The sequence below is a fragment of the Streptomyces sp. SudanB52_2052 genome (genome assembly GCF_964272415.1).
GTDB lineage: Bacteria > Actinomycetota > Actinomycetes > Streptomycetales > Streptomycetaceae > Streptomyces > Streptomyces olindensis.
The window spans coordinates 3,878,041-3,897,824 of the sequence record NZ_OZ186796.1 but is presented as its reverse complement, the minus strand read 5'-3'; the positions used below and the strand labels follow the sequence as shown (position 1 = coordinate 3,897,824).

The 19,784-nt window shown below is 72.0% G+C and carries 17 protein-coding genes and 2 pseudogenes; 10 read left to right on the top strand and 9 right to left on the bottom strand.

Annotated elements, in window-relative coordinates:
• Nucleotides 1-31 precede the first annotated feature (31 nt).
• Entirely contained in the window at nucleotides 32-1,780 is a 1,749-nt protein-coding gene (lysS, locus tag ACSUPV_RS17185; RefSeq protein WP_436947780.1) for a lysine--tRNA ligase, read from the top strand.
• A gap of 85 nt (nucleotides 1,781-1,865) precedes the next feature.
• Here the strand turns inward: lysS and ACSUPV_RS17180 are convergent, their stop codons facing one another.
• The 3 genes from ACSUPV_RS17180 to ACSUPV_RS17170 all read right to left on the bottom strand — a co-directional run bounded on the left by ACSUPV_RS17180 (nucleotide 1,866) and on the right by ACSUPV_RS17170 (nucleotide 5,114).
• The gene (locus ACSUPV_RS17180; RefSeq protein WP_382614526.1) at nucleotides 1,866-3,149 is read right to left on the bottom strand and encodes a DUF2637 domain-containing protein; all 1,284 of its coding nucleotides are present in this window, start codon (nucleotides 3,147-3,149) and stop codon (nucleotides 1,866-1,868) included.
• 88 nt (nucleotides 3,150-3,237) lie between these two features.
• Nucleotides 3,238-4,143: a DUF3558 family protein gene (locus ACSUPV_RS17175; RefSeq protein ID WP_037763389.1), complete on the bottom strand. Its 906-nt coding sequence runs from the start codon at nucleotides 4,141-4,143 to the stop codon at nucleotides 3,238-3,240.
• Nucleotides 4,144-4,262: 119 nt separating this feature from the next.
• Complete coding sequence (locus tag ACSUPV_RS17170) at nucleotides 4,263-5,114, bottom strand: DUF3558 domain-containing protein (protein ID WP_436947779.1); 852 nt, start codon at nucleotides 5,112-5,114, stop codon at nucleotides 4,263-4,265.
• Nucleotides 5,115-5,285: 171 nt separating this feature from the next.
• Here ACSUPV_RS17170 and ACSUPV_RS17165 point away from each other — a divergent pair, with 171 nt between their 5' ends.
• The gene (locus tag ACSUPV_RS17165; RefSeq protein ID WP_436947778.1) at nucleotides 5,286-6,479 is read left to right on the top strand and encodes an RtcB family protein; all 1,194 of its coding nucleotides are present in this window, start codon (nucleotides 5,286-5,288) and stop codon (nucleotides 6,477-6,479) included.
• A 10-nt stretch (nucleotides 6,480-6,489) separates the two neighbouring features.
• On the opposite strand, the gene ACSUPV_RS17160 is transcribed toward ACSUPV_RS17165, so the two are convergent.
• The gene (locus ACSUPV_RS17160; protein ID WP_031117114.1) at nucleotides 6,490-7,266 is read right to left on the bottom strand and encodes an SDR family NAD(P)-dependent oxidoreductase; all 777 of its coding nucleotides are present in this window, start codon (nucleotides 7,264-7,266) and stop codon (nucleotides 6,490-6,492) included.
• A 119-nt stretch (nucleotides 7,267-7,385) separates the two neighbouring features.
• Between ACSUPV_RS17160 and ACSUPV_RS17155 the strand changes: the two genes are divergently transcribed.
• Entirely contained in the window at nucleotides 7,386-7,820 is a 435-nt protein-coding gene (locus tag ACSUPV_RS17155; protein ID WP_031117113.1) for an ester cyclase, read from the top strand.
• Nucleotides 7,821-7,837: 17 nt separating this feature from the next.
• Here the strand turns inward: ACSUPV_RS17155 and ACSUPV_RS17150 are convergent, their stop codons facing one another.
• Nucleotides 7,838-8,173: a YnfA family protein gene (locus tag ACSUPV_RS17150; protein ID WP_031117112.1), complete on the bottom strand. Its 336-nt coding sequence runs from the start codon at nucleotides 8,171-8,173 to the stop codon at nucleotides 7,838-7,840.
• Between the two features lie 179 nt (nucleotides 8,174-8,352).
• Between ACSUPV_RS17150 and ACSUPV_RS17145 the strand changes: the two genes are divergently transcribed.
• The 5 genes from ACSUPV_RS17145 to ACSUPV_RS17125 all read left to right on the top strand — a co-directional run bounded on the left by ACSUPV_RS17145 (nucleotide 8,353) and on the right by ACSUPV_RS17125 (nucleotide 13,567).
• Nucleotides 8,353-8,793: a hypothetical protein gene (locus ACSUPV_RS17145; protein WP_436947777.1), complete on the top strand. Its 441-nt coding sequence runs from the start codon at nucleotides 8,353-8,355 to the stop codon at nucleotides 8,791-8,793.
• A 67-nt stretch (nucleotides 8,794-8,860) separates the two neighbouring features.
• Nucleotides 8,861-9,937: an LLM class flavin-dependent oxidoreductase gene (locus tag ACSUPV_RS17140; RefSeq protein WP_037763404.1), complete on the top strand. Its 1,077-nt coding sequence runs from the start codon at nucleotides 8,861-8,863 to the stop codon at nucleotides 9,935-9,937.
• A gap of 117 nt (nucleotides 9,938-10,054) precedes the next feature.
• Entirely contained in the window at nucleotides 10,055-10,774 is a 720-nt protein-coding gene (locus ACSUPV_RS17135) for a response regulator transcription factor (protein ID WP_078650874.1), read from the top strand.
• Nucleotides 10,775-12,193, top strand: coding sequence for a HAMP domain-containing sensor histidine kinase (locus ACSUPV_RS17130; protein ID WP_037763407.1), 1,419 nt, complete (start codon nucleotides 10,775-10,777; stop codon nucleotides 12,191-12,193).
• A 108-nt stretch (nucleotides 12,194-12,301) separates the two neighbouring features.
• Nucleotides 12,302-13,567: an ArgE/DapE family deacylase gene (locus tag ACSUPV_RS17125; RefSeq protein WP_436947776.1), complete on the top strand. Its 1,266-nt coding sequence runs from the start codon at nucleotides 12,302-12,304 to the stop codon at nucleotides 13,565-13,567.
• 38 nt (nucleotides 13,568-13,605) lie between these two features.
• On the opposite strand, the gene ACSUPV_RS17120 is transcribed toward ACSUPV_RS17125, so the two are convergent.
• Together ACSUPV_RS17120 and ACSUPV_RS17115 are read right to left on the bottom strand one after the other, a co-directional pair.
• The gene (locus ACSUPV_RS17120) at nucleotides 13,606-14,205 is read right to left on the bottom strand and encodes an antibiotic biosynthesis monooxygenase (protein WP_051648905.1); all 600 of its coding nucleotides are present in this window, start codon (nucleotides 14,203-14,205) and stop codon (nucleotides 13,606-13,608) included.
• Nucleotides 14,206-14,519: 314 nt separating this feature from the next.
• A pseudogene (locus ACSUPV_RS17115) lies at nucleotides 14,520-16,433 on the bottom strand (hypothetical protein); the annotation flags it as partial.
• Between the two features lie 151 nt (nucleotides 16,434-16,584).
• Here ACSUPV_RS17115 and ACSUPV_RS17110 point away from each other — a divergent pair.
• A complete protein-coding gene (locus tag ACSUPV_RS17110) occupies nucleotides 16,585-16,755 on the top strand; it encodes a hypothetical protein (RefSeq protein WP_359784918.1) in 171 nt (56 codons plus the stop codon).
• A gap of 31 nt (nucleotides 16,756-16,786) precedes the next feature.
• Nucleotides 16,787-17,026, top strand: a pseudogene (locus ACSUPV_RS17105) (hypothetical protein); the annotation flags it as partial.
• Here ACSUPV_RS17105 and ccsB read toward each other — a convergent pair.
• Complete coding sequence (gene ccsB, locus ACSUPV_RS17100) at nucleotides 16,975-18,054, bottom strand: c-type cytochrome biogenesis protein CcsB (RefSeq protein ID WP_031117102.1); 1,080 nt, start codon at nucleotides 18,052-18,054, stop codon at nucleotides 16,975-16,977. The pseudogene ACSUPV_RS17105 and the gene ccsB sit on opposite strands and share 52 nt — an antisense overlap.
• Nucleotides 18,051-19,781 carry a cytochrome c biogenesis protein ResB gene (gene resB / locus ACSUPV_RS17095; protein ID WP_031117101.1) on the bottom strand — a complete coding sequence of 577 codons (1,731 nt, stop codon included), beginning with the start codon at nucleotides 19,779-19,781 and terminating at the stop codon, nucleotides 18,051-18,053. Before resB ends, ccsB begins: the two co-directional genes overlap by 4 nt.
• Nucleotides 19,782-19,784: the final 3 nt, after the last annotated feature.

Sequence of the window (19,784 nt, the reverse complement as noted above, 5' to 3'; positions counted from 1 at the left end):
CGTACCGGCTGCCCGATGCAGAAAGAAGGACGTGCCGATCGTGGCTCAGAGCACCGAGACCACCGACTGGGTCTCCCGTTTCGCGGATGAGGTCATCGAGGAGTCGGAGCGCCGGGCCCCGGGCAAACCCGTCGTCGTCGCGTCCGGGCTGTCCCCGTCCGGCCCCATCCACCTCGGCAACCTCCGCGAGGTCATGACCCCGCACCTCGTCGCCGACGAGATCCGCCGCCGGGGACACCAGGTGCGCCACCTGATCTCCTGGGACGACTACGACCGCTACCGCAAGGTGCCCAAGGGCATCGCCGGGGTCGACGAGGAGGCCTGGGCCGAGCACATCGGCAAGCCGCTGACGTCCGTCCCGGCGCCCAAGGGCTCCGCCCACCCGAACTGGGCCGAGCACTTCAAGGCCGCGATGATCGAGTCGCTGGCCGAGCTCGGCGTGGAGTTCGACGGGATCAGCCAGACCGAGCAGTACACCTCCGGCGTGTACCGCGAGCAGATCCTGCACGCCATGAAGCACCGCGGCGACATCGACGCCATCCTCGACCAGTACCGGACGAAGAAGGCCCCGGCCAAGAAGCAGCAGGGGCAGAAGCCGGTCGACGAGGCCGAGCTGGAGGCCGCCGAGGGCTCCGGCGCGGCCGCCGAGGACGACGGCAGCTCCGGCTCCGCCGGCTACTTCCCGTACAAGCCGTACTGCGGCAACTGCGAGAAGGACCTCACCACCGTCACGTCCTACGACGACGACTCCACCGAGCTGACCTACGCCTGCACCGCGTGCGGCTTCTCGGAGACGGTCCGGCTCAACGAGTTCAACCGCGGCAAGCTGGTCTGGAAGGTCGACTGGCCCATGCGGTGGGCCTACGAGGGCGTCGTCTTCGAGCCGAGCGGCGTCGACCACTCCTCCCCGGGGTCGTCGTTCCAGGTCGGCGGGCAGATCGTCGGGATCTTCGGCGGCAGGCAGCCCATCGGCCCGATGTACGCCTTCGTCGGCATCTCCGGCATGGCGAAGATGTCCTCCTCCAAGGGCGGCGTGCCCACCCCGGCCGACGCCCTGCAGATCATGGAGCCGCAGCTGCTGCGCTGGCTCTACGCCCGCCGCCGCCCCAACCAGTCCTTCAAGGTCGCCTTCGACCAGGAGATCCAGCGGCTCTACGACGAGTGGGACCGGCTCGACGCCAAGGTCACCGACGGCAGCGCCCTGCCCGCCGACGCCGCCGCGCACTCCCGCGCCGTACGCACGGCCGCCGGCGAGCTGCCCCGCACGCCCCGGCCGCTGCCCTACCGGACGCTCGCGTCCGTCGCGGACATCACCGCCGGGCACGAGGACCAGGCGCTGCGCATCCTCAGCGAGCTGGACCCGGAGCAGCCGCTGACCTCGCTCGACGAGGCCCGGCCCCGGTACGACAAGGCCGAGGCCTGGATCAACACGCACGTCCCCGCCGACCAGCGGACGATCGTGCGGGACGAGCCCGACGCCGAGCTGCTGAAGTCCCTCGACGAGCAGGGCCGCGAGTCGCTGCGGCTGCTGCTCGACGGGCTCGCCGAGCACTGGTCGCTCGACGGGCTGACCCACCTCGTGTACGGCGTGCCGAAGGTGCAGGCCGGGTTCTCCGCCGACGCCACGCCGAAGGAACTCCCGCCGGAGATCAAGACGGCCCAGCGGTCCTTCTTCGCGCTGCTGTACCACCTGCTCGTCGGGCGCGACACGGGGCCGCGCCTGCCCACGCTGCTGCTGGCGGTGGGGCAGGAGCGGGTCCGGCACCTGCTCGGGGAGTAGTCACCGTCGTGAAAGAAGGGGCCCTCGGGTGAGGGCCCCTTCTCCTGTGTTCGCTTGTGCGCCCGCGCGATGTGGTCTTCTGCGCCTACGCGATGTGGTCTTCTTCCAGCTCCGCCGTGTGGCGCTTCTGGAAGCGTTCCACGAGGGACTTCAGCTCGCCGGGGCTGAGCGTCGTGCCGTAGGTGGCCTGGATGTTGTCGCCCAGGGCGCGGGGCGTGGGGTAGCTGCCGTCTATCGACTGGCGGAACACCTGGTAGTACGCCTCCTCGTCCGGCTCGGGGGCCGGGGGCGTGCCGCCGCCCTCACCGAGTTCCCGCGTGCGGTTCGGGCCCACCGGTATCGGGAAGCTGCCGGTGTCCTCCGGGGACGGCGGCTCACGGTCGTACTGCGGCTGGTACTGCTCCGCCTCCTGCTGCTCCGCGATCCACTGGGCGTAGTGCTCGGCGGGGTCGTAGTTCGGGTCGTAGCCGCCCTGGTACTCGACCTCGCGCGGGGTGTTGAACCACGGGCTCTGGTCCGGCACGGACTCCTGCTCCGGGTACTCGGCCTCGGGGCCGCTGTCGAGCTCCAGGCGCTGCTCGCCGGCCGGCGCCGCCCGCTGCGGGTCCGGTGCCGGCCCCTCGGCCCGACGGCCCGCCGTCACCTCGGTCTGCGGCGGAGGCGGCGGTATCAACGCCGGCTCGATGCCCGCCGCCGCCAGCCCCGCCGGGGCCGTTTCCGCCAGGGGAACCCCGTAGCGCGCCAGCCTCAGCGGCATCAGGGACTCCACCGGCGCCTTCCTGCGCCACGAGCGGCCGAAACGGGAGCGCAGCCGCGCCTGGTAGACGAGACGTTCCTGCTCCAGCTTGATCACCTGGTCGTAGGAGCGCAGCTCCCAGAGCTTCATGCGGCGCCAGAGGAGGAACGTGGGCACGGGAGAGAGGAGCCAGCGGGTGAGGCGGACGCCCTCCATGTGCTTGTCGGCCGTGATGTCGGCGATCCGGCCGATCGCGTGGCGGGCCGCCTCGACCGCGACCACGAACAGGATCGGGATGACCGCGTGCATGCCCACGCCCAGCGGGTCCGGCCAGGCCGCCGCGCCGTTGAAGGCGATCGTCGCCGCCGTCAGCAGCCACGCCGTCTGGCGCAGCAGGGGGAACGGGATCCTGATCCAGGTGAGGAGCAGGTCCAGGGCCAGCAGGACGCAGATGCCCGCGTCGATGCCGATCGGGAAGACGTAGGAGAAGTTCCCGAAGCCCTTCTTCAGGGCCAACTCGCGGACCGCCGCGTACGAACCGGCGAAGCCGATACCGGCGATGATCACGGCGCCGGCCACGACCACGCCGATGAGAACGCGGTGCATCCGAGTCAGCTGCAGTGGCGCGGCCACCCGTACTCCCCTCCCCTTGCGTGTTGTTGCGCGCAACAGGGTGGCACATGTGTCCGGAGAACGGGTGGCCGGTTCCCGTCGGGCCTGTTCAGCTCTTCGACGCGGGCTTCTTGGACGGCGACTGCGACGCGTCCTTCGACGGCTCGTCCGCGGCTGCCTTGGACGCCGACTCCGAAGGGGCCTTCGACTCGTCCTTCGACGGGGTCTTGGACGGCGCGCCGCCCGCCGCGCCGCCGCCCGCGCCGTTGGCCTCGGACACCGCCGCGACGGCCTCCTTGGCGGCCTTCTTCGCGTCCTTCAGCAGGTCGTCGGCGCTCGGGGACTTGTCACCGGCCAGGCCCGCGCCGTTGTAGTCGACGGTGACGACGACGTTCTCCACGCGCGCCACGATCGTCTGCTGCTTGAAGGTGCCTTCCTTCTTCTTCAGGTCGTAGCGGACGGCCGTCGCCTGGTCGCCCGTCCCGGACACCGGCTCCGACTTGACGCCCTTGGCGCCCTCCGCGGCCTGCGCGTCCTGGACCTGCTTCTCGTAGTACTCCTGCGCCAGCTTGTCGGCCGGGCCGCGGGTGACGTCCGACTCGAAGCGCAGCATCGACACGTTGAGCCAGCGGAACTGCGAGCCCTTCACGCCGTTGTTGTCGAGGCTGTTCCAGGAGCAGCTGCCGCGCGTGGAGATGTCGTCCGACTTGCCCTCCTTGCCCGACTTGCTCTCCGGGACGAGGTCCTCCAGCGTCTTCTTCGACAGCACCTTGCAGGACTCCGGAAGCTTGCCGTACGCCGCCGCCTCCACGGTCGGCGACGGGCTCGCGGACGCCGACGCGGCGGCCTTCGCGGCCTTGTCCGTGCTGCCGTCGGAGCCGGAGTCCGAGGAGCAGCCGGCTGCGACCAGCATCACGGGGACGGCGGCCGCGCAGACAAGGACGCGGCTCAGGCGCTTCACTCGCTGCTCTCGCTCTTCTCGCTGTGCTCGTCGCTGCATGGTTCCTTCACTCATGACGCTCGTGATTCCCTGCGGTCGGAACGGGTCCGAGTGGTCACCGTACGCGGTGAGGCAGCGGTGTGTTCTTCCTTCGGGTGCTTTGCGGGTGCGCGTGAAGGGGCCGTGAAGGGGGCTCAGTCGCTCAGTGATTCGGCCAGCCGGGAGGCCAGTTTCTGGGCCCTGTCCTGCATTTCCTGGCTGTCCGGGACGACGCCGATCGCCGCCGGCTGCTCGGCGTACTCGATGGTCACGATGACGTTGGACGTGCGGAACGCCACAGTCACCGTCCGCTGCTTGGCCGTCGAACCGGAACTGCTCAGCTCGTCGTCGAGGAACGCCTCGTCGCCCAGTTCCTCCAGGACGCGCGGCTGGAGTTCGGTCGGGGTGGCCGAGGCGGACGCCGGGGGCGAGGAGGAGCCGGACGGGGAGGGCGAGCCGCTGGGGGCGTCCGAGCCGCTCGGGGCGTCCGAGGCGCCGCCCGCCGGGGTGCTGCCGGCGGCGGGGGTCTCCGTGGCGGCAGTCTCGGTGGCGGTCGGCTCGGGCAGGTGGGCCGCCGCCTCCTTCTCCGCGAAGAGCTGCTCGGCCTGGCTGTCGTCGCTGACGGCGTTGTCGTAGGAGACGACCCGTTCGAAGTCGATGAGCAGGTGGTCGGTGGCGTCCCGGGAGTCGACCTTCCAGCGGCAGCCGACCTTGCGGTCGGTGTCGTAGGTGAGCGTCGCCTCGCCCTCGTAGGCCGTCTCGCGCTGGTCGGCGTCGGTGATCTGCCGGATGCCGGGCAGGAGTTCGTCGAGCGTGCCGTGGCCGACCGCGGTGCAGGGCTCCGGCAGAGTGCGGTAGCGGCCCGGCTCGGCGGCGGCCGACGCCGTGCCCGCGTCCCCCGGGTTGGAGTCGTCCGTCGTGCCGCCGTCGCCCGAGCCGCCGGTGCAGCCGGCCAGCAGCGCCGCGAGGAGCGCGGCGATACCCGGTACGTACGCCTTCCGTTGCACGTGGGGGCTCCTCTCGACGCGGATATTGGCTTGCCGCCGCGGGGCGGCCGATGAACACAATGTGTATCGCACGCACAGCCGTGGACGCCGGTCCGATTTCCCTTTCGTCGACCTTGGCTCCGGTAAGTGCTCTTGAGGACTTCTGTTCGTTTACGGGGGATTGAGGACGCTATGTCGTATGTAGAGATACCTGGTGCGAAGGTGCCGATCCGGATGTGGACCGACCCGGCCTCGGTCGAGGACTCGGCGCTCCAGCAGCTCCGGAACGTCGCCACGCTGCCCTGGATCAAGGGCCTGGCCGTCATGCCCGACGTGCACTACGGCAAGGGTGCGACGGTCGGCTCGGTCATCGCGATGAAGGGCGCGGTCTGCCCGGCGGCGGTGGGCGTCGACATCGGCTGCGGAATGTCGGCGGTGAAGACGTCCCTGACGGCGAACGACCTGCCCGGCGACCTCTCACGGCTCCGCTCGCGGATCGAGCAGGTGATTCCGGTGGGGCGGGGGATGCATGCCGATCCTGTCGACCCGGGGCGGCTGCACGGGTTCGGCACGGCCGGGTGGGACGAGTTCTGGGGGCGGTTCGACGGGGTGGCGGAGGCGGTCAAGTTCCGTTCCGAACGTGCCACCAAGCAGATGGGAACGCTCGGCGGCGGCAACCATTTTGTCGAAGTTTGCACAGATGCGACCGGTTCTGTCTGGCTCATGCTCCACTCCGGTTCCCGGAACATCGGCAAGGAACTGGCCGAGCACCACATCGGCGTGGCCCAGAAGCTCCCGCACAACCAGGGGCTGGTCGACCGCGACCTCGCCGTGTTCGTCGCGGACACCCCGCAGATGGCGGCGTACCGCAACGACCTGTTCTGGGCGCAGGAGTACGCGAAGTACAACCGCTCGATCATGATGGCGCTCCTGAAGGACGTGATCCGCAAGGAGTTCAAGAAGGCGAAGCCGGCCTTCGAGCCGGAGATCAGCGCGCACCACAACTACGTGGCCGAGGAGCGCTACGACGGCATGGACCTGCTCGTGACCCGCAAGGGCGCGATCCGGGCGGGCTCCGGCGAGTACGGCATCATCCCGGGCTCCATGGGCACGGGTTCGTACATCGTGAAGGGCCTCGGCAACGACAAGTCCTTCAACTCCGCCTCGCACGGCGCGGGCCGGCGCATGAGCCGCAACGCGGCCAAGCGCCGGTTCTCGACGAAGGACCTGGAGGAGCAGACGCGGGGCGTGGAGTGCCGCAAGGACTCCGGCGTCGTGGACGAGATCCCGGGCGCCTACAAGCCGATCGAGCAGGTCATCGACCAGCAGCGCGACCTGGTGGAGGTCGTGGCGAAGCTGAAGCAGGTCGTGTGCGTGAAGGGCTGACCGGCCGGCTCTACGCCTCTCGGTGCACCTTCGTGTTGGACGCCTGGGCGCGGGGGCGGAGGACGAGGAGGTCGATGTTGACGTGGGCGGGGCGGGTGACCGCCCACGTGATCGTGTCGGCGACGTCGTCGGCCGTGAGGGGCTCGGCGACACCTTCGTAGACCTTCTCCGCCTTCTCCTTGTCGCCGGAGAAGCGGGTCAGGGCGAACTCGTCCGTCTTGACCATGCCGGGGGCGATCTCGATGACGCGGACCGGCTTGCCGACGATCTCCAGGCGGAGGGTCTCGGCGAGGACGTGGGCGCCGTGCTTGGCGGCGACGTAGCCCGCGCCGCCCTCGTAGGTGGCGTGGCCCGCGGTGGACGAGACGACCACGACCGTGCCGTCGCCGCTCTCGATCAGCTTGGGCAGCAGGGCCTGGGTGAGGTTGAGCGTGCCGATGACGTTCGTCTCGTACATCTGCCGCCAGTCGTCCGGGTCGCCGGTCGCGACCGGGTCGGCGCCGAGCGCGCCGCCCGCGTTGTTGACCAGCACGCCGATCGTCCTGAAGGCCGTGGCGAACTCGTCGACCGCCGCGCGGTCGGTGACGTCGAGGGGGTACGCCGTGGCCTGGTGGCCGGCCGCGTTGATCTCCTCCGCCAGCGCCTCGATGCGGTCCTTGCGGCGTGCGGTGAGGACGACGCGGTAGCCCGCCGCGGCGAGTTGCCGGGCCGTGGCGGCGCCGATCCCGCTGCTCGCACCCGTGACGACGGCGATGCGGGAGGCTGCGGACGGGGCGGCGGTGGCCATGGGAGCTCCTCGGACGTGGGTGCGGGCCGACGTGTGCGGCCGGGCTTCCCGCCAGGATAGGTGGGCCCCGCGGTGGGAGAATGAGGGCGGGTGATCCCCCGTTTCCCTGGAGGTGGATCATGGGCGAGGCACGTGAGGTCATGGACCGGCTCACGGACGCGGTCACCACGCACGCCGATCTGAAGGTCGTCGCCGAGCTGTACGCCGAGGACGCGGTCGCCTTCACGCCGGACGAGGGCGAGCTCCGCGGGCGCGACGACATCGTCGAGTACTGGCGGACGATGACGGAGGCGGTCCCCGAGGCGACGTTCCAGCCGTTGCACTCCTACGAGGTCGGTGACACGGCCATCGACGAGGGGATCTTCAGCGGGCGCAACACGGGGCCGCTGGCGCTGCCGAACGGCGAGACGCTGCCCCCGACGCAGAAGGAGATCAGGATCCGCGGGGTGGACATCGCCACCGTGCGGGACGGGCGGATCGTCGACTACCGGCTGTACTTCGACGAGATGGATTTCCTCGGCCAGTTGGGGCTGTTGCCCGACGAGCCGTTCTGAGGCCCCGAGGGGGCCGGTCAGTTGCCGCGCGGGGCGTACATGATGACCGCCATGCCCGCGAGGCAGACCAGCGCGCCCGTGATGTCCCAGCGGTCCGGGCGGTAGCCGTCCGCGACGACGCCCCACAGGATCGAGCCGGCGACGAAGATGCCGCCGTACGCGGCGAGGACGCGGCCGAAGTGGGCGTCGGGCTGGAACGTCGCGACGAAGCCGTACGCGCCGAGCGCGAGGACGCCGCCGGCCGCCCAGAGCCAGCCCTTGTGCTCGCGCACGCCCTGCCAGACCAGCCACGCCCCGCCGATCTCGAACAGCGCGGCGACGACGAAGAGGGCGGCGGAACGCAGGATCGACATGCGGGCAGCTTGGCATGCGGGGTGGGGTGCCGCGGGCGTGGTGTCACCTGATGGACGGCGCCTGCGGTGTGCTCGGCGTGGGATACATCGCAGTGCGAGTGCGAGTGCGAGTGCGAGTGCGAGTGCGAGTGCGTGCGCGGTGTGCGTGGCGTGTGGCGCGCCGTGGTGGGGGTGCCGTCGTGGCGGGGCTGGTGGTGGGGGTGGCGGTACCGGCGGCGGATGCCGTCGAGGCCGGGCCCGAGGCCGATCTCGCCTATCACGGGTTCGCCGTCATGTCCGCCGGGCTCGTCGACCTCGCGTTCACCCCGCGCAACCACGGCCCGGCCGCCGTTTCGGACGCGACCGTGCGGTTGCGGTGGTCGCAGCCGCTGACGGACCGGCAGGAGCTGCCGGAGGGGTGTGCGCGGTCGGGTCGGCAGGTGGTGCTGTGCCGGACGGGGGCGCTGCCCGCGGAGGAGGCGGGGGAGCGGATCGGCCTGCGCGTGCGGGTGCTGGGCGCGCCGTCGGAGGTGGTGGTGGAGCTGGAGACGGTGTGGGGCGGCGGGGCGGTGGACCGTCATCGGGGGAACGACCGGCAGCGGGTCCTCGTCCTGGACACCGGGGACCCGTACCACTTCTGAGGTGCCGTGCTCCGGACACCACTCCACTGTATGGTTGAACGGTAAACAACCTGGAGGGTGAGCGAGCATGCAGTTCGGGATCTTCAGCGTCGGCGACGTCACGCCCGACCCCACCACCGGCCGGACACCGACCGAGCGGGAGCGGATCAAGGCCATGGTCGCCATCGCGCTCAAGGCCGAGGAGGCCGGGCTCGACGTCTTCGCGACCGGTGAGCACCACAACCCGCCGTTCGTGCCCTCGTCCCCGACGACGATGCTCGGCTACGTCGCCGCCCGCACCGAGCGGCTGATCCTCTCCACGGCCACCACCCTCATCACCACCAGCGACCCGGTGAAGATCGCCGAGGACTTCGCGATGCTCCAGCACCTGGCCGACGGCCGGGTGGACCTCATGCTGGGGCGCGGCAACACCGCCCCCGTCTACCCCTGGTTCGGGCAGGACATCCGGCAGGGCATCCCGCTCGCGATCGAGAACTACGCCCTGCTGCACCGGCTGTGGCGCGAGGAGCGCGTCGACTGGGAGGGGAAGTTCCGTACGCCCCTGCAGGGCTTCACCGCCACGCCCCGCCCGCTGGACGGCGTACCGCCGTTCGTGTGGCACGGGTCGATCCGCTCGCCGGAGATCGCCGAGCAGGCCGCGTTCTACGGTGACGGCTTCTTCCACAACAACATCTTCTGGCCCGCCGACCACACCCGGCGCATGGTCGAGCTGTACCGGGAGCGGTACGCGCACTACGGCCACGGCACGCCCGAGCAGGCGATCGTCGGGCTCGGCGGGCACGTGTTCATGCGGAGGAACGCGCAGGACGCGGTGCGCGAGTTCCGGCCCTACTTCGACGTCGCGCCGGTGTACGGGCACGGGCCGTCGCTGGAGGACTTCATGGACCAGACGCCGCTGACCGTCGGCTCCCCGCAGCAGGTCATCGAGAAGACCCTGGCCTTCCGCGAGTACGCGGGCGACTACCAGCGGCAGCTGTTCCTGGTCGACCACGCCGGGCTGCCGCTGAAGACCGTGCTGGAGCAGATCGACCTGCTCGGCGAGGAGGTCGTGCCGGTGCTGCGCAAGGAGTTCGCCGTGGGCCGCCCGGCGGACGTGCCGGATGCCCCGACGCACGCGTCCCGCCTCGCGAGCGCCCGGGGGTGAGAGGACGGTAGGCACCCGGCCCGAGGTTGCGTGTCCCCTGGTGAGAGGGCAGTAAGAAGGACGCTCCGGCGCCGCCCGCCCCCTCCCGGGGGCCCGTCGGCTTGGCACACTGGACGCGTGTCCCAAACAGTGCTGCTCGCCGAAGACGACCGCGCCATCCGCAACGCCCTGGAGCGCGCCCTGACCCTGGAGGGCTACCAGGTCATGGCGGTCGCCGACGGTGTCGAGGCACTGGCGCAGGCCCACCGCAACCGCCCGGACGTCCTCGTCCTGGACGTGATGATGCCCGGCATCGACGGGCTCCAGGTGTGCCGCGTGCTGCGCGCCGAGGGCGACCGGACGCCGATCCTGATGCTGACGGCCCTCGTGGAGACCGCCGACCGGATCGCCGGTCTCGACGCGGGCGCCGACGACTACGTCGTGAAGCCCTTCGACGTCGAGGAGGTCTTCGCCCGGCTGCGCGCGCTGCTGCGCCGCACCAGCCCGGTGGGCGTCGGGAGCGCGCCGGTGGCCGAGGCGCCCCGGCCCGTGCCCGAGCGGTTCATCGAGGCCGCCGGCATCCGCATGGACCCGCAGGCGCGCCGGGCCTGGCGGGGCGCGCGCGAGCTGGAACTGACCCGCACCGAGTTCGAACTGCTGGAGCTGCTGGTCCGCAACACGGGCATCGTCCTCGACCACTCGACGATCTACGACCGCATCTGGGGCTACGACTTCGGGCCCGGCTCGAAGAACCTCGCCGTCTACGTCGGCTACCTGCGCCGCAAGCTCGACGAGCCGGGCGCACCGCAGCTGATCCACACGGTGCGCGGCGTGGGTTACGTGCTGCGGGAGGACTGAGTGGGCCGCCTGCGACGGCTGCTGGTCGGGCGGCGGCCGAAGCTGGTGTCGCTGCGGACCACGTTCGCGGTGTCGTTCGCGGCGGTGACGGCGGCCGTGACGATCCTGGTCGGCATCCTGTCCTACAGCGCGGCGGCCCGGCTGGTGCGGGTGGACCAGCAGACGGTGTTCGACGAGGTCGTGCAGGACCTGCGTGACGAGGTCAGCCAGAACCGGATGACGCCCGGCGACTTCTCGTCCGCCGCGCCCGGCCACGACCTGGTGCGGCCCGCCCGGACGGACGTGCAGGTGCTCGGCCCGGACGGGCGGGTCGTCGACCGGGGCAGTCCGGGGCTGCCGGTCACCGGTGCCGACGTGCGGATCGCCGCCGCGGACGTGTCCGGGGCGGTGGCCGAGCACAAGGACGTCGACGTCGGAGACGACGTGTACCGCGTGGCGACCGTCTCCCTCGGCGGCGGGCGGGGCGCGGTGCAGGTCGCGCAGGAGTTCAGCGACGTCGAGGACCTGCTGCGGGCGCTCCAGCAGCGGACGCTCGTGCTGATGGCCGCCGTCGTGATCGCCGCCGGGCTGTTCGGCTGGTGGCTGGCCCGGCGGATCACGCGCCGCCTGGTCGTGCTGACCGACGCCGCCGAGGACGTCGCCCGCACCCGCCGCCTCGGCATCCAGGTGCCCGTCGCCGGGCATGACGAGGTGGGCCGGCTGGGCCGGGCCTTCGACCGCATGCTGGGCCGGCTCGCCCAGTCCGAGGAGGACCAGCGCCGCCTGGTCCAGGACGCGGGCCACGAGCTGCGCACGCCGCTGACCTCGCTGCGGACGAACATCTCCCTGCTCCGCCGGATCGACGAACTCCCGCCGGAGACCCGCGAGGAGCTCGTCGCCGACCTGGGACAGGAGGCCCGGGAGCTGACCGACCTGGTCAACGAGCTGGTCGACCTCGCGGCCGGGCAGTCCGACACGGAGCCGCCGCAGCGGGTGAACCTGGCCGACATCGCGGACGAGGTCGCGGGCCTCGCCCGGCGCCGCAGCGGCCGGCGGATCGTGCTGCGCGCGAGCGGCGACACCACGACCGACGGGCGGCCCGGGATGCTGACCCGGGCGCTGTCCAACCTCGTGGAGAACGCCGTGAAGTTCGACCAGGGCGGCACGGCCCCCATCGAGATCGTCGTCGCGGGGCCCGCCCGGCCCGGCGTGATCCGCGTGGAGGTCCTCGACCGGGGTCCCGGCATAGCCGAGAAGGACCTCGACCGCGTCTTCGACCGCTTCTACCGCGCGGCCGACGCCCGCTCCCTGCCGGGCTCCGGCCTGGGCCTGTCCATCGTCCGCGAGGTGGCTCTCGCGCACGGGGGAGCGCCGTTCGCGTACCGGCGGGACGGTGGCGGGACGGTGATCGGATTCACGGTGGGCGGCGGCATCGGCTGACACCCGACCGCTCCCGGGGCGCCTCGCCGCGTACGAACGGCCCGCGCTGAGCAGATATGCGAGCGGGGCCGCGACCGTCGTGCCCCGGGTGAGGGGAGGACCGGCAGCGTGCTGAGTGACGAGGAGGCCGCCGCCCTGGCGGAGATCGACGAGGCGGCCCTGGCCCGGACCGTGCAGGAGCTGATAGCCGTCCCCAGTGTGACCGGCAGCCCCGCCGAGTCGGAGCTCCAGCACCAACTGGCAGGCCGGCTGGAGTGGCTGGGACTGGAGACCGACCTGTGGTCCATGGACCTGCCCGCCCTGCGGGCCCACCCGGACTTCCCGGGCACGGAGGCGCCCCGCGACGAGGCGTGGGGCCTGGTCGGCACCACACCCGACGGCGGCGACGGGCCCACCCTGATCCTCCAGGGCCACGTCGACGTCGTACCGCCCGGCGACCTCACCGCCTGGGACGGCGACCCGTTCGTGCCCCGGGTGCAGGGAGACATCGTGCACGGGCGCGGAGCCTGCGACATGAAGGCCGGGCTCGCGGCGCACCTCGCCGCGCTGGCCGCGATCCGCGCGGCCGGGATCCGGCTGCGCGGCCGGATCGCGGTGCACTTCGTCGTCGGAGAGGAGGACGGCGGCCTCGGCGCCTTCGGCACCCTCCTGCGGGGCCACGGCGGCGACGCCTGCGTCATCGCCGAGCCCACCGCGGGCACGCTGATCACCGCCAACGCCGGTGCCCTGACGTTCCGCGTCACCGTGCCCGGCCGGGCCGCCCACGCCAGTTCCCGGGAGCGTGGCGTGAGCGCGATCGACGCCTACCTGCCCCTGCACCGGGCCCTGGCCCGCCTGGAGGGCGTGCGCAACACCGACCCCGGCCCGCTGCTGGCGGAGTACCCCATCCCGTACGCCCTGTCCGTCGGCACCCTGCGCTCCGGTGACTGGGCGAGCAGCGTCCCGGACCTGCTCGTCGCCGAGGGCCGGCTCGGCGTACGCCTGGACGAGGACCCGGCCGACGCCCGCCGCGCCCTGGAGGAGTGCGTGGCCGAGGCCTGTGCCGCCGACCCCTGGCTGCGCGCCCACCCCCCGACCGTGACCTGGCCCGGCGGCCAGTTCGCCCCCGGCCGTCTGCCCGACGGGCACCCCCTGCCCGGTGTCCTGCGCGGCGCCTGGTCCGACACCGCCGGGGGCCCCGACCTGCGCGAACGCGGCGCGACGTACGGCAGCGACCTGCGGCTGTACGCCGGGGCCGGGATCCCGACGCTGCAGTTCGGGCCGGGGGACATCCAGGTGGCGCACAGCGCGGCGGAGCGGGTGTCGCTGCGGGAGGTGACGGCGGTGACGCGGGCGCTGGTGGTGGGGACCCTGCGGGTGGTGGGGACGAAGTGACTCGCACGCGGTGACGTCCTGGTGTCCGAGACGCTCGGTCACCCGGCGGGCGTCCACCGCAGCGCGTGCTGGAGACGGAACCGCCCACCGTGCGTGAGCCGCACCCCGGGTGTTCCGGAGAACAGCTCGTGCCCCTTGTCGTGGTCGCCGGCCTCGGCGGCCTCCTGGTGGGCCTCGGCGCTGGTCCACTCGGTGTAGAGCAGCACCCGGCTGCCGTCGACGCTGTGCAGGAAGTGGGCGGAGATAGCCCCGGGGTGGCCGCCGTCACGCGGCTGGGCGGCGATCACCGCGTCGGTGAAGAAGCGCTGCCGCTCGGGCCCGTCGACGTCGAAGGCGGCGGTGATCAGGCAGCCCGGGACACGGGTCTCGTGGTCTTCGGCCAGGCTGCGGTCGAGGCGGTAGCGGGGCGGCCCGGCGAGCGGAACGGCCGTGTCGTCGTCCCACTGGGCGAGCGTCAGCACGGTCTCCCCGTCCGTGCTCAGGAACCAGCTGACGGCGGCGAGGCCCGTCGGCGGGGTTCCGAGCGCTCCCGACTCGGCTGCCACGAGCGTCTGTTGGCGGTCGGGGCCGTCGGCGTGCCGCGTGCCGATGGTCAGCGTGCCGGGGCGGGTGAGGTCCGGGAAGAGGGCGGTGGACACGGCGGGCTCCTTCTCGTGCGGCCCGAGGACGGGGCGGAACCGTGATCGTGCCCGAGGGCGGCAGGGGACGGTCAACTGCTTTCCCCGCGCACCGTCTCGCCGGAGGTCCGGCTCGCGTCGAGGAGGCCGCGCGCGGGCTGGAATTCGCGTGTCCCGGCAGGCCGCGAGCCTGGTCACCGGCAGGACCGGGACGATCGCGGTGCCCGAAGGCGTCTCCGTGCTCGGCTTCGACGACCAGCCGCCGGCCGACTGGTTCGACCTGTCGACGGTCGCGCGGTCACCGTCGGAGAGGGGGCGGCTGATCAGTCCTGCGGTGCCCGGTCCGAAGGGACCTGCGGCCCCCGCACCACGACCGGCGGGATGGGGCGTGAGCCGGGGATGTTGATGCGGATCCGCGTGGTGAGCGTCGTGGACGTACGGCGCTCCGGCTCCTGAGGCTCCGGCTCCCGGCGGGCCCGCACGGTGGGGTCGAACCACGAGGAGGTGCTGCCGGAGCCCGCGGCAGCGACACGCAGGAAACCGGCTTCCTCCCGCATCCCCACCTCCGCCAGCGCGGACACGGCCGCTTCCCGTTCCTCCGGCGGCCGTGCGCACACACCGTGCAGGATCAGGACCGTGTCCGCCTCCCTGCCCCCTCTCAGCGGGGGCAGCACCAGCGGGAGCTTGTCCAGCGGGCGCAGCCGGCCGGCCGCCAGCAGCGCCTGGCCGGCGAAGTCCGAGAGACCGACCGCGCGCAGGCGCTCCACGGCGTGCAGGAAGGGCCGGGCCGGACGGCCCGCCCCCATGGCCGCGATCACCGCGCGCACGTCGTCCCGCGGCAGCAGGGGCAGCGCGGAGACCAGGCCGTGCGTGGGGCGCCGCTCCCCGAACTCCCGGAACACCCGGGCGACTTCGGGGCCCGCGCTCAGCCGGCGCAGCCGCTTCAGGGCGGCGAGCAGGCGCCCGGCCGGCCAGTCGCGCCCGGCCAGGCACAGCAGGTCGATCAGGCCGTCGTCCCGCCCGCTGGCCTGCGCCCACCGGACCTTGTCGACGAGCTGGGCGACGGCGCGGTTGTCCGCGTAGTCCACGACGACGGAGATGTCCGACCCGTAGTCCGGTCCATGGTCCGACCCGTGGTCCGGCACGTACTCCGGACCGTCGTCCGACGCGTGGTCCGGCGGGTTGTCCGGCCGGTTGTCCGGACGTGCGTCGCTGGTCAGCGGGTTGTCCGGGCCGGACAACCCGGCCGACTCGTCCTGGAGTTCCTCCGCGAGCTGCTCCAGGCGTTCCGCGCCGTTGTCCAGGATGTGCGCGGCCTTCGTCAGCGCGGCGTCGATGTCGTCCTGGACGAGTCCGGGCACCGGGGACGGCACCAGCGCGTCGGGCTCGGGCACGGCGTCCTCCCCGGCGGCGGACCCGTCGTCGTCGCCCCGGCGCAGCCGCGCCAGCTCCTCCGACAGGCGGCGCACCTGCTCGGCGGACTGCTCGGCCAGCCGGTCGGCCTTCTCGCGCTCGGCCCGCGCCCGGCTCAGTTCCGTCTCGGCCTGGACGCGCTGCGCCTCGCTGTGCCGCAGGCGGTCCTGGACCTCGTCGAGCATGACGAGGCCCGGCAGCCGGGACATCGTCCGGTCCCGTTCCGCGGTGAGCGTGGCGATGTCGCGGTGCAGTTTGTCGACGAGGGCGAGCAGGATCAGCACCATCTGGTTGGCGTCGTTGCGCGCCTTCTCCAACTCGGCCGTGCGCTGCAGCGCCCGCAGCAACTGGTCGGAGAGCGCCAGCGAATGCTGCTGCGCGGCGACCAGTTCGGCCGTGGCCTCCGCGCCGCCGTGCCCCGGGCCGGTGACCGCCTCGGGCGGGCTCGCCGGTCTGCCGCCGCGCCGTCCGGCCCGCCTGGCCCGCTCGGCGGCCTCGTACAGCGGGCGGGCCCGCTCGGTCAGCCGGTCGCGCTCGGCCTTGTTCCGGGAGCAGACGTCGGCCACCGCCTCGACGAAGTCCCACCGCGGGTTCACGCCGGCCAGGCGGTCGGCGACCGTGCTGCGGCTCGGGATCGTCTGGCGTTCGAAGTGCTCGGCCTTGAGCTCGCGCAGCAGGTCGTCGAGCCGCAGGCCGGCGCGGTCCAGCCACTCGCGGAGCAGCCGGGCGAGGGCGTTGGCCTCGTCGGAGGTACCCCGCAGCTCCGCCCAGGGGCGGGTGCGGCGCCCTCCGCTCGCTCCGACACCCCTACCCGCGTGTTCAGTTGGTCCACTCACCGTGTCGACGGCCCCGTACTTGTCCGGACTTGTACACGGGACCACCCGGACTAGTGGAGTCGAGGCCGTCCGGCCAGCAGGCTTGCCGCGTCACCGAAACAGGCCGGGCAGCCCGCCGACGCCATCCCCACCCCATCCGAGGAGTCCCCCCATGTCGGACCAACTCAACCACGTACTGTCGCTCCTCGCACACGGGCTGCTCACAGAGCTGCCCGCGCAGCTCGCGACGGCGGCGATCGTCGCCGCGACGGCCGGCGCCCACCGCTACGCCCGGCACCGCCGCACCAGGAACCGGGACCGGCCGGACACCGACGACGCGTGAGCGGACGACGGCACCCGGACCGTCGTTCGACCGGGTGTCCTACGGCGACCAGGTCTGCGCCTGGGTCACCCGGCTGCACGAGGGGCTGTGGTTCGCGGCCCGCCACCCGGACACCGACGTCGCCCACAAGAACCTGTGGCTGTACGCCGACCGGCTGCGCGACATCGTCCTGCCGGTCGCGGACCGCGCCCCCCCACCAGGCGGTGAGACGCCCCGGGCCTACACGCCCGCGTACGAGTGCTTGCCGGAGACGAAGATGTTCACGCCGTAGTAGTTGAACAGCCAGCAGCCGAAGGCGAGCAGGGCCAGGTAGGCGGCCTTGCGGCCCTTCCAGCCGGCGGTGGCGCGGGCATGCAGGTAACCGGCGTAGGCGACCCAGGTGATGAAGGACCAGGTCTCCTTGGGGTCCCAGCCCCAGTAGCGGCCCCAGGCGTCGCCCGCCCAGATGGCGCCCGCGATGATCGTGAAGGTCCACAGCGGGAAGACGGCCGCGTTGACGCGGTAGGAGAACTTGTCGAGGGAGGCGGCGGAGGGCAGCCGCTCCAGGACCGAGGTCGCGAAGGTGCCGGGCGTGCCGCCGCTCGCCAGCTTGTTCTCGTAGGAGTCCTTGAAGAGGTACAGGATCGTGCCGACCGCGCCCACGTAGAACACGGCGCCGCAGAAGATCGCGGTGGAGACGTGGATGTACAGCCAGTACGAGTGCAGCGCCGGGACCAGCTGGTCGCTGGCGGTGTACAGGACCGTGACGGCGAGGCCCAGGTCGAGCAGGACGGTCGTGGTCAGGAACAGACCGAGCCAGCGGACGTTCTTCTTCAGTGCCAGCAGCCCGAGGTACACGCCGACGGCGACCGTGGAGAACGTGATGTTGAACTCGTACATGTTGCCCCACGGCGCCCGTTCCACCGAGGCCGCGCGGGCGATGACGCCGCCCAGCTCGATGAGGAAGGCGAGCACGGTGAGGGAGATGGCGATCCGGCCGTACAGGTCGCCCTGCTCGTCACCGCCGTGCGCCCCGGGCCCGTCCGGCACGTCGCGCTGGCCGGCCGTGGCCCGCACGGTGACCTTCGGCCGCTCCAGGACGGCGGTGCCGCCCGCCTGGTTCACGGTGACGGCGGGCGCCTTCTTCGTCTCGGACTTGGCCGTGAGCGCGGCGGCGGTGCGGGCCACCTTGCTGCGGCTGCCGAAGAGCCATTCGGCGATGTACGCGAAGAAGGCCAGGGTGTAGACGGCCATCGCGGAGTAGATCAGCGTGTTGCTGATGTTGGCGAGGTTCTCGTTGGTCGCGGCGGCGAGATTCACTGCTTCTCAGCCCCTTCGGCAGGTACGGGGGTCGTGGTGCCCGGCTCCTGGTCGGGGTCGGGGGAGTCTGCGGGGTCGGATGTTCCGGGCGCCCGGTCGTACAGGATCCCGGCGAGGTCGCCCAGTTCCTCCGGGACCTTGGCGGACTCGCTGCGGCCGAGGCCGGCCATCTCGACGACGGTGACGCCGTCGGCGCCCCGGACCGCGCGGACCCAGACGCGGCGGCGCTGGATGAACAGCGAGCCGGCCAGGCCGAAGATCGCGGCGATGGCACCGCCCAGGGCCCAGCCGCTGGCCGGCTGCTGGGTGATCTGGAACTGCGCCCACTCCTTGATGTCCTTCTCGAAGGTGATCGAGCCGGCGCCGTTCGGCAGCTGCATCGTCTGGCCGGGCTTGAGCAGCTTCTTCAGCAGCTTGCCCTGGGAGTCCTTGAACTCCTTCATGTTGGTCTTGTCGAGCTGGTACACGCTCTGCGGCAGGCCCGAGTCGACACCCAGGTCGCCGTGGTAGGCGTTCAGCGCGAGGACCGGGCTCATCAGCGCCGGGAACTGGGAGACCATCGCGCCGCCGTGGTAGGTGGGCACGAAGAACGCCTGGAAGCCGAGCTGCTCCTTCTGGCCCTTGGCGTTGCGGTAGCCGTCCATCACCTTGATGGCGCCGGAGGAGGTCGCGAAGCCGTCCAGCGGGAGCAGCGGCACGGCGTCGCGGTAGACGACGTCGCCCTTGCCGTCGCGGACGGTGACGACCGGGGCGTAGCCGTGGCTGGCGAGGTAGACCTTGGTGTCGCCGATGGTGAGCGGCTCGTTGACCTTGATGGTCTTGTGCTCGTCCTTGCCGTAGGCGCCCACGCTGTAGTCGACCGTCGCCTGGTAGGTGCGCGGGGTGCCCCGGTTGGGGCCGCTCATCTCGTAGGTGCCCGTGAAGTTCTTCAGGCGGAAGCTGAAGGGGTTCAGGTCGTCCTGCGTGAAGAGGTTGCCGGACTTGAAGTCGTCGTACTGGGTGAGGGTGTTGGAGAAGCCGTCGCCCTCGACGACCAGCTTGAAGCCCTCGGCCTTGAACAGCTGGCCCCAGGCGAAGGCGACCAGCATCACGATCAGGGCGAGGTGGAAGACGAGGTTGCCGACCTCGCGCAGGTAGCCCTTCTCGGCGGCGACGGCGTCACCGGCGAGGTGCGCGCGGAAGCGGCGCTTCTTCAGCAGGGCGAGCGCGGCCTCGCGGACCTGCTCGGGCTCGGCCGTCGTACGCCACGTGGTGTGGGCGGGCAGCCGGTTCAGCCGCTTGGGGGCGCCCGGCGGGCGGCCGCGCAGCTGGCCGACGAACTGCCAGGTGCGGGGCACGATGCAGCCGATGAGGGAGACGAACAGCAGGATGTAGATCGCGGAGAACCACACCGAGCTGTAGACGTGGAACATCCCCAGCTTGTCGTAGACGTCGCCGAGGGTGGGGTTGTTCTTGCGGAACTCGGCGACCTTGGTGGCGTCGATGCCGGTCTGCGGGATGAGCGAGCCGGGGATCGCGCCGAGCGACAGCAGCAGGAGCAGCAGCAGCGCGACCCGCATGGAGGTGAGCTGTCGCCAGAACCAGCGGGCCCAGCCGATGACCCCCAGCGAGGGCAGGTGGGGCGCGTCCTCCTTGGGCGCGGTGGACAGCTGGGATCCCGCGGCGCCGAGGTCCTGGTCCTCCGGGCCGCCGGCGGGGGCCGGGTCGGTGGTGCTGGTCTTGCTCATCGA